The 8,396-nt window shown below is 72.8% G+C and carries 8 protein-coding genes and 1 pseudogene; 3 read left to right on the top strand and 6 right to left on the bottom strand.

The features are described 5' to 3' along the window. The 4 genes and pseudogenes from B9G49_RS15095 to B9G49_RS15080 form a co-directional block, all read right to left on the bottom strand. A pseudogene (locus B9G49_RS15095) lies at nt 1-1,086 on the bottom strand (type II secretion system protein); the annotation flags it as partial. After that, complete coding sequence (locus B9G49_RS15090; protein ID WP_086216922.1) at nt 1,083-3,101, bottom strand: ATPase, T2SS/T4P/T4SS family; 2,019 nt, start codon at nt 3,099-3,101, stop codon at nt 1,083-1,085. The pseudogene B9G49_RS15095 and the gene B9G49_RS15090, both read right to left, overlap by 4 nt. Before the next feature lie 143 nt (nt 3,102-3,244). Next, on the bottom strand, nt 3,245-3,709 hold the full coding sequence (locus tag B9G49_RS15085) for a hypothetical protein (protein ID WP_086216921.1): 465 nt from the start codon (nt 3,707-3,709) through the stop codon (nt 3,245-3,247). 7 nt (nt 3,710-3,716) lie between these two features. Beyond that, complete coding sequence (locus B9G49_RS15080) at nt 3,717-4,286, bottom strand: hypothetical protein (protein WP_086216920.1); 570 nt, start codon at nt 4,284-4,286, stop codon at nt 3,717-3,719. 74 nt (nt 4,287-4,360) lie between these two features. Between B9G49_RS15080 and B9G49_RS15075 the strand changes: the two genes are divergently transcribed. Together B9G49_RS15075 and B9G49_RS15070 are read left to right on the top strand one after the other, a co-directional pair. Continuing rightward, nucleotides 4,361-5,440: a tubulin/FtsZ family protein gene (locus tag B9G49_RS15075; protein ID WP_049931740.1), complete on the top strand. Its 1,080-nt coding sequence runs from the start codon at nt 4,361-4,363 to the stop codon at nt 5,438-5,440. Nucleotides 5,441-5,530: 90 nt separating this feature from the next. Then, nucleotides 5,531-6,235 (top strand): phosphoglycerol geranylgeranyltransferase, encoded by a 705-nt coding sequence (locus B9G49_RS15070; protein WP_049931741.1) that lies wholly within the window; start codon nt 5,531-5,533, stop codon nt 6,233-6,235. A gap of 37 nt (nt 6,236-6,272) precedes the next feature. On the opposite strand, the gene B9G49_RS15065 is transcribed toward B9G49_RS15070, so the two are convergent. Next, on the bottom strand, nt 6,273-6,884 hold the full coding sequence (locus tag B9G49_RS15065; RefSeq protein WP_086216919.1) for a riboflavin synthase: 612 nt from the start codon (nt 6,882-6,884) through the stop codon (nt 6,273-6,275). A 117-nt stretch (nt 6,885-7,001) separates the two neighbouring features. Here B9G49_RS15065 and B9G49_RS15060 point away from each other — a divergent pair, with 117 nt between their 5' ends. After that, nucleotides 7,002-7,271, top strand: coding sequence for a hypothetical protein (locus tag B9G49_RS15060; protein WP_049931745.1), 270 nt, complete (start codon nt 7,002-7,004; stop codon nt 7,269-7,271). Nucleotides 7,272-7,284: 13 nt separating this feature from the next. Here the strand turns inward: B9G49_RS15060 and B9G49_RS15055 are convergent, their stop codons facing one another. Continuing rightward, the gene (locus tag B9G49_RS15055; protein WP_233125229.1) at nt 7,285-8,193 is read right to left on the bottom strand and encodes a BGTF surface domain-containing protein; all 909 of its coding nucleotides are present in this window, start codon (nt 8,191-8,193) and stop codon (nt 7,285-7,287) included. Nucleotides 8,194-8,396 lie beyond the last annotated feature (203 nt).

Here is an 8,396-nt window from a genome sequence, read left to right as displayed (position 1 = left end):
GATCACGGTCATCGCGTCCGGCAGCCCCCGCTCGACGCCTCGGACCTCGGACAGCACCGCGCGGCGGGGTCGCGCGAGGACGAACAGCGCGCTCCCGACTCCGACGCCGACCCCCGCGACCGGCCACGCCCACGGCGCGACGACTCGCGCGGCGGCGGCGGCCGCGGCCGCACCGAGGGCGCAGCCGACGACCAACGCGTGGCCGCGTCGGTCCGGCACGTCGGGATGGTCTCCGCCGATCTGCGGCGGCGGAAACGCCACCAGGCGACGGGAGAGCAGCCACGCCGAGGCGGCCACCAGCCCGCCCGGAAGCGCGATCAGGTACAGGCCGGCGACGAGTCCGGAACCCACCGCGACGCCGGCGGCGGCGCCCGCGGGAAGGAGCGCGATGAGTGCCAGCGGGAGCAGCACGCCGAACGCGTACAGCGCCGAGACCGGCCCGCGGACGGAGCCGACGAACGACGCGAGCCGATCGGTCGTCCCCGAAAGCGTCGCGTCGAGGGCGCGGTCGAGGCACCGCCCGCGGCGCTCCGGCGGCGCGGTCGCCGCGGTCCGGACCAGCGCGGCGGCGCGGTCTATCGCCGGGAACCACGGAGTCCACTCGCGAGCGAACGCTCGAAGGCCGCTCGTCGGCCCGTCCGCACAGCCCCGTTCGTGGCGGGAGAGAGCCGCGGCCAACGGTCCCTCTCCCGTCCGGCCGGCGAACCGCACCGCACGCTCTGTCGAGGGATCGAGCCGCATCCGCAACACGAGCCGCCCGACGAGCCCCGGCGCCGCGCCCAGCGCCCGCGTCCGCCGGAGCGACGCGAGCCACACCGGCGCCCGGTGGACCGCGTGTACGCCGCTGACGGCGGCGGCCAGTCCGGCCGGCGCGGCGACGACCGCGCCGGCAGCGAGCGCCGCGGCCGCGGCGACAACCGCCCCGACGACGACGCCGGCCCGGTACCCGATCGCCACGACGCGCTCCGCGGAAACGCCCCAGCCGAGAAACGCGACGGCCCGCCGCAGTTCTTTCGAGGCGGTCGCGTCGTCTTCTCCGTCGACACGAGCCGATCGCTCGGTCGGTTTCGACCGGTCCTCGTTCATGCGCCGCCTCCGTGCTTCACTCCTCCCTCGCGTGGTCGATCGGCCGGGGCTCCCACGTCTCCGCTCGGATCGCCGGATACGTCTCCCCTGACGTACCGCGCCGGCGAAACGCGTCCCGCCCGAACCGCCTCGCGGATCCGGTCGCTCCGCCGATCGATGACCTCCCGAACCGCCGCGTACGATTCGTTCGTCCCCCCGAGCGCCTCGACGAGTCGACTCTCACCGCGGTCGATCCGACCCGTGCCGACGAGTCCCCGTTCGGTCCGCTCGAACAGCGGATCGAAGCTCACGCCGCCGTCGCGGTCGCCGACCTCGACGATCGACTCCACGCGGTGGTCGTCGAGCACGGCGATCAGATCGGTCGCGGCGAACGACGAGCGGGGGACGCCGAGGTCGGTGACGACGCGTTCCTCCACCCCGGCCGGGTCTTCGCCGTGAATCGTCCCCAGCACCGTCTCGCCGGCGGCACCGACACGCATCGCCTCGTACAGCGCCTGCGCCTCCTCGCCGCGCACCTCGCCGACGCTTATCGCGCCGCCGCCCATCCGGAGCGCCGTCCGAACGGCGTCCGCCGGGGCGAGTTCGGCCCCGTCACCGACGCAGAGTCGCTGCGCGTCTCGCCCGGCGTCCGCGAGGGCGTCTACCGGGAGTTCCGGCGTGTCCTCGATTGCGATCGCCCTCGTTTCCGCGGGCAATTCCCACAGCAGTGAGCCGAGCGCGGTCGTCTTCCCGGCTGCCCGGCCGCCCGCGATAAGCCCCGCTACCCCGCGTTCGACGGCCACCGACAACAGCCCGGCCGCCGCGGGCGTGAGGGTGTCGACGGACACCAGTCGCGCGAGCGTCCACGCCTCCGGATCCCCGCGTCGGAACGTGAACGAGAGCCCGTCGCTGGCTGGGGCCGTGACCGCGGCGACCCTGACCCGACCGGTTTCGGACTCGATCGTCGCGTCGAGCGTCGGCGTGGCCCGCGAGAACGCCCGACCGCTCGACCGGCGGAGCCGCGACGCGAGCGTGGCGGCCCCTTCCGGGGGGAGCCGCACGTTCGTCCGGCACCGCTCCCCGTCGAGCACGACGCGGAGCGGGTTCTCCGCGACCGGCGCCGTCACCGTCGCGTCGCTCACTCTCTCGTCGGCGAAGACGTGTTCGAACACGCCGTAGCCGTGCGTGTGTCGGCGCAGGATCTCCGTCAGATCGGCGACCGGGTCGCCGTCTTCCGCCGCCGCCCGCACCGCTCGTCCGGGGGCCCTGTCGCCGCCGCGGGGGTCGTCGAGCAGCCGGTCTCGCGCCGCGGCCAGCGTCGCTACGGCGTCGGCGTCCAGATCGACCGTCGGCGGCGTGAGGTGGTACGTCCTGAGGGAGTCGTCGCCGTCGTAGAGCCGGACCGTCGCCCCGGTCGGCACCGTCCAGCGATCGACCAGCGTCGCACCCGGCGGCGGCGAGGCCGCGACCCGTGCGGTCGCGGCCGTCGGACCGACGTGGGCCCGCAGGCGATCGCTCAGAACGCTGTCGCTCTCGGGCCAGTTCTCGCCGCCGCCGAGATCCTCCGCGGCCGACAGCAGCCCCGTTTCGGCCGCGATGCGCTTCGTAGGGCCCGCCCGCCCGGCGGCCTCTACCGCGGCGCCGAGCGGGTCGCGGAGGACTCGTTCGGCGAGCCGCTCCTCACGGAACCCGACCCGCTCGCGGAACCGTCCGGCGGCGGTCAGGAGGTCGGCCGCGCGGTCGGCGTACGACCGCTCGCGGCCGCGGTGTCGTGTCCTGATCACGTCGGCGTCGTGGTCGCCGAGCGCCTCCACGACGGTCGCAAGACAGTCGGCGCTCGCGGCGAGGTCGCCGCGTCCGGGACACGCGCCGGCGTCGACGTCGAGTATAACCCTGTCCTCGACGCCAGTTCCCACGGGCTCGCGAAACGCCGGCTCGCACCGACACTCGTCGCGGTCCTCGTCGACCCACGGGAGCGCTCGGAGCGGCGTCTCGCCGGCCCCGTCGGCGAGTTGATCGGTGATACCGAGGTTCATGACGGGCGTGCCCGCGGTTTGTTATATAAGTCGTCGGCCGTCCCGCCGTTCCGTTCCGCCGCGTCTCGAAACGATCCGCGTCGTCCCGGTCTGCCCTGTCGTAATCTATTCTGTCCCGCGCCGTCGCGTCCCTCCGCCCCGGTCTACCCCGCTCGGTTGATCCGGACCGTCGGCCCCTCGTCGTCGACGTACCGGAGCCGAATGCGGTTCGTCCCGCCCGGGCGAAGTTCGATCGGTCCGCCGCCGAGATCGACAGTCACCTCCACCGGTCCCGTTCCGACGCGGACCGTGCGCTTCGGCCGGTCCTCGACGCGGTACGCGAGCACGACGCCGCCCGGCCTGTCCGGCGGCTCGACGAGCGCGACGCGGTCGACCTCCGCCGCGGCGAACCCAGTCGGGACCCGGAAACGCACCGTCGCCTGCGCCGCCAGGGCGGGGTCGTCTACGGGCGACGATCCGGCGACTACGCCGCCGATCGCCCGCTCCAGACGGTCTGCCTCGGCGCCGATCCGGTCCGCCGTCGTCGCGGTCCGGGCCGTCTCGATCGCGGGCATCGACGCCGTCAGCAGCGCGACTGCCACGAGGACGGTGAGGGCCACGCGGATCACGGCTCGCTCACAGCGACTCCCGGAGGCGGTCGAGCGCGTCCGTCGCCCACGCCCCGCCGTCGCCGTCCCCGGCGGCCTCGTCGGTTCCGCTGCCGCCGGTACGCGGTCCGGACCGCGAGCGATCGTCCGGCAGGGCGGCGTCGAGGGCGCCCTCCGACGGAACGGTGTCGTCGGCCCGCTGCCCGTCGCTCGCGCTGCTCTCGCGGCCGACACTGCCGCCGCTCCGTTCGTTCTCTCGCCCGGCCTCGGTCGCTCTCGCGAGCGCGAGGTCGGCCCGGCGCTCGACCTCGCGGTTGACGGCCCGGATCGCTCCGGCGTAGCCGCGGACCGCCTGCGTCGCCGCCTCCAACTCCGCGACGCGCTCCTCGAGGTCGTCGAGCCGCGACTCGAGTCGCTCGCGCTCGGCCGTCGCCTCTGCGTCCGCGGCGGCGTCGACCGGCCGCGCCTCGCTCCCGGTCACCGCGCGCTCGACGGCGCGGAGCCGAGACTCGATCCGGTCGTCCGGTCCGTCCGCTCCCGTCGGCGTCGCGTCCGTTTCCGCGTCCGTCGGCTCCGCGCCCCGCGCGTGATCGGTCATGCGGCCTGTTGCCCACGGTCTCACTCTTAAACGTCGGGGAAAGGATATTATCGGGGGAACCGGTACGTCTGGGCATGAAAGCAGTCCTCCTCGGCGTCGGACAGGCGGGCGGTAAGCTCACGACCGCCCTCGCGGAGTTCGACGCCGACGCCGGCTACGGCGCGGTCCTCGACGCGATCGCTGTCAACACCGCCGCGGCCGACCTCGACCCCCTCCCGCTCGAAACGGTCCTCGTCGGGCAGTCGCGCGTCAACGGTCACGGCGTCGGCGGCGACAACGAACTCGGCGCCGAAGTGATGGACGAAGACGCGGTCGAGGTGTTGGACGCGCTCGCCCCGAAGGTCACCGCGGAGGCCGAGGCGGTCTTCGTCGTGGCCGGCCTCGGCGGCGGGACGGGCTCCGGCGGCGCGCCGGTCCTCGTCCGCGAGCTGAACCGGGTGTACGACGTACCTGTGTACGCCATCGGCGTCCTCCCCGGTCGCGACGAGGGGACGATGTATCAGGTGAACGCCGGCCGGTCGCTCAAGACGCTGGTCCGCGAGTCAGACGCGACGATCCTGCTCGACAACGACGCGTGGCGCTCGGCGGGCGAGTCCGTCGAGGGCGGCTACGAGGCGATCAACGCCTCGATGGCGAAGCGGATCGGGCTCGTCCTCGCCGCCGGCGAGGCGGTCGAGGGCGTCGCCGAGTCCGTCGTCGACACGAGCGAGGTGATCAACACGCTCCGGGCGGGCGGGATGGCCGCGGTCGGGTTCGCGTCGGCGCCCGCCGCCGAGGACCCGCAAGAGAACGTCAACACCGTGACGAGCGCGGTCCGGAGTTCGGTGATGACCGGGCTGTCGCTGCCGAGCGCCACCGACGCCGACGCCGCCCTCGTCGCGGTCGCCGGCGACCCGGACCGGATCTCCCGGAAGGGCGCGGAGAAGGCGCGGAAGTGGCTTCAGGAGGAGACGGGGTCGATGCAGGTCCGCGGCGGCGACTTCCCGCTCGACTCCGACCGGATCGCCGCCTTGGTCCTCCTCGCGGGGGTCGAGCGCTCGCAGCGCGTCGAGGCGTTCTTGGAGCGCGCTCGGCAGGCGGTCCGCGACGAGCGCGAGGAGAAGCCCGACCCGGCGGCCGCGTTCGAGAACGACGAGATCGACGACCTGCTGTGAGGCCCCCGCCCTCCCGCGCGGCGCGGCTCGGGGCTTCGGGGCGGGATAGCTTCCGCACCTTTTTGTTCTCGCCCGGTGGAGTCTCGGCCGATGACTAACCCGTGGGACGACTGGGACCACGTGCTGAAGGTCGACCCCGACAAGGACCTCCGGGCGGGCGAGACCTTCGAGGACGTCTGCCGGACCGGGACGGACGCGATCGAGATCGGTGGGACCCTCGACGTCACCGCGGAGAAGATGACCCGCGTGGTCGACGCCGCCGCGGAGTACGACGTGCCGCTGTACCAGGAGCCGTCGAATCCGGGAGTCGTGATCGACTCGCCGGCGCTCGACGGCTACCTGATCCCGACCGTCTTCAACGCCGGCGGCCCCTTCTGGATAACCGGCGCCCACAAGGAGTGGGTCCGGATCGACGACCTCGACTGGACCCGGACCCACACCGAGGCGTACATCGTGTTGAACCCGGAGGCGTCGGTCGCCCAGCTGACGGAGGCCGACTGCGACCTCAGCGCCGACGACGTGGCGGCCTACGCGAAGGTCGCGGAGCGCATGTTCGGCCAGGAGATCGTCTACGTCGAGTACTCGGGCACGTTCGGCGACACGGAGAAGGTCGCGGCCGCTCACGACGCCTTAGACGACGCCACGCTCTTTTACGGCGGCGGCATCCACGACTACGAGTCGGCCAACGAGATGGCCGCTCACAGCGACGTGATCGTCGTCGGCGACCTGCTCCACGACGAGGGCGTCGACGCCGTCCGCGAGACGGTGAAGGGCGCGAAGGACGCAGGGGACTGAGGGGGACGGGTCGGTCCGTCGCCAGTTAGTCGGCCGCCTACCCGTCCAGCATGTTCTCGACGTACTTCGCGATCACGTCCACCTCCAGGTGCACCGGGTCGCCGACCGACTTCTCCGAGAGCGTCGTCAGGTCGTAGGTCGTCGGGATGACCGCCACGTCGAACTCGCCCGCGCGCTTCTCGGCGACCGTCAGCGAGATGCCGTCGAGCGTCACGGACCCCTTGTCGACGAGGTAGTCGCCGTGTCCCTCCGGAGTCGCGAACGTGAACCGCCAGTCTTCGCCGACGCGCTCGATTCCCGTCACCTCGGCGACGGTGTCGACGTGTCCCTGGACCACGTGGCCGTCGAACCGCCCGTCGGCGGGCATCGCGCGCTCGACGTTGACGACGTCTCCCACCTCGATCCCGCCGAGGTACGTCTTCGCGACCGTCTCGCTCGCGAGGAACACCGAGAACCAGTCGCCGCCGTCGGTCGTGCCGCCGTCGTCGCTCCCGTGTTCCTCGACGGTCAGACAGACGCCGCTCACGCTTATCGACTGGCCGTGGTGGAGGTCGTCGAATCCGTCGACGCCGATCCGAAGCCGGAGGCCGTCGTCGGTCTCGGTCCGCTCGCGGACCGTACCGGTGCCCTCGACGATGCCGGTGAACATACCGGAACTGGGGGCGGGCGACGGATATCGGTTCTGGGTCCGGCCGGGATCTGGGAGTTCGACCGCCCGTCGTCGCGGCCGGGCCCCTTTTGCCCCCCGGGGATCAACGGAGGGTCGATGCGACTCGGAGTGCTGGACATGATCGGGCTGGCGGCGTCGCTCGTCTTCGCGCTCCCGCTCGCGAACTACGCCGTCGTCCGCCTGTTCGCCGGCGAGGTCGCGCTCGGCGCCGGCCTGCTCGTCGTCGCCGCCGCGATGGTCGTCCTCCCGCAGTACTTCCTCGACCCCGCCACCATACTCCGACGGCTGCTCTCGGGACTGTTACCGCGACAGCTTCGTGGAGACGACGACGCCGCCGGCTCCGAGGGCGATTCGGTCGAAAAGTGACTCGGCTCGGCTCTCACTCCCGCCGCCGGGCAACGATCGCGACGACGAGCACAGCGAGCCCGCCGGCGACGACCCCGAACCCGGGCGCTTCGAGGCCGAGGACGCCGTCGCGTTCCTCGACGCCGATCTCCTCGTCGACGACGAGTACCTCGCGCGCGCCCGACTCGTTGACCGCCTCGTTCCCGCGGACGGTCAGCGTCGCGCGGTCTCCGTGGGTCGTCCGACGCAGATCGAAGACCGCGCTAGCCGTCCCGTTCTCGACCGTCGCCGCTTCGGTCATGAGGAAGCTCGGGCTCGCGTCGCCGTCAGAGCGGATCCGGAGGGTCACGGTCTCGCCGTCCTCGGCGGTCACCGGAACGCTCAGCTCGGTCTCCGCCGGGGCGACGACGAGATCGGCCGCCTCGATGTCCGCCTCGGTGACCGTGACGGCCTCGGCCGACTCGCCGTCGGTCGCGCCGTCCCCGCCGCTTCCGTCGCCCCCGCTTTCGTCGCCCGTTCGGTCTTCGACGACGAGCGTGGCGACGTCCGCGGGGTCGCCGCCGACGAACAGTTCCGCGTCGTAGCTTCCGGGAGCGATCGCCTCGCTCAGGGTCGTCTCGTAGTCGATCTCCACCGCGCCGCCGTCGGCGGCGGTCAGCGGGGCGCCGCTCCCGCCGGTTTCGGCGTGGGTGAAGACGAGCGTCGTGACGCCGTCGCCGTCCGGCGTCACCGTGGCGCGGAGTTCGTATCCGACCTCCTCCTCGTTGCCGACGACGACCTCGAACGCGTCGACGCCGTCGGTCTCGACGGTGAACTCGGCGCTCCCGTCCTCGCTTACGGTGACGACGCCCGCGCCGAGTTCGGCGGTTCCGTCGGCGGCCGCAACGCCGCTCCCGGCGACGACGACCCCGACGAGCGCCGTCGCGGCCACGAGAACCGCCACCGCCGTCGAACATCTACGCCTCGCGATACGCCAGACCGATTCGGACCCGGCGGTGGCGCCGGATCCGACGGAGGGCTCGGATCGCATGCGTATCGGGCTTCGGCGGGAGTCTCAAAAGGCGCGCCGATAGCGCAAAGACCGGTCGTAGCTACCCGCCGCTCACTCTCGCTCGCGCGGCGCGATGCCGAACGGATGCTCCGCCA

It is taken from the genome of Halorubrum sp. SD683 (assembly GCF_002135045.1).
Lineage (GTDB): Archaea > Halobacteriota > Halobacteria > Halobacteriales > Haloferacaceae > Halorubrum > Halorubrum ezzemoulense.
Note: the sequence above shows the minus strand (reverse complement) of the source record. Positions and strands in the feature narration are given on the sequence as shown.